At 42.6% G+C, this 453-nt stretch carries 2 tRNA genes; both read right to left on the reverse strand.

The annotated features are described in order from the left end of the window. Positions 1–224: 224 nt before the first annotated feature. Positions 225–300 (reverse strand) — tRNA-Ala (locus tag H4J54_RS00125). A gap of 35 nt (positions 301–335) precedes the next feature. Further along, positions 336–412, reverse strand: a tRNA-Ile gene (locus H4J54_RS00130). Positions 413–453 lie beyond the last annotated feature (41 nt).

The raw sequence follows: 453 nt of genomic DNA on the forward strand, positions 1-453 counted from the left end.
TCATTAATAGGCGATATTCCTATTAATAACAGCTTGGTATTTATAATTTACAAACAACAGCGCGACACCGTGTTTGTCCTATAAATACCGGTATTTATATCAGCTTTCCAGATTGTTAAAGAATTAGTCTTTCACACGCATTCGGTGAGGACTTGGTTTAAAAAACCAAACTTAACTTATCAACTTTGATAGTTTAAGTTTGGTTTCTTTCTTTAGTGAAGAAGTGGTGGAGCTAAGCAGGATCGAACTGCTGACCTCCTGCGTGCAAGGCAGGCGCTCTCCCAGCTGAGCTATAGCCCCGCAATGGGAAACACACTTTAAGCTAGAACGTAAATTGGTAGGTCTGGGCAGACTTGAACTGCCGACCTCACCCTTATCAGGGGTGCGCTCTAACCAGCTGAGCTACAGACCTATTTCTCTTTCAAGAATTTACGTCCGAAGCTAGCGTGTTTG

Origin of the sequence: Colwellia sp. MB3u-8 (genome assembly GCF_014076985.1) — a bacterium.
Lineage (GTDB): Bacteria > Pseudomonadota > Gammaproteobacteria > Enterobacterales > Alteromonadaceae > Cognaticolwellia.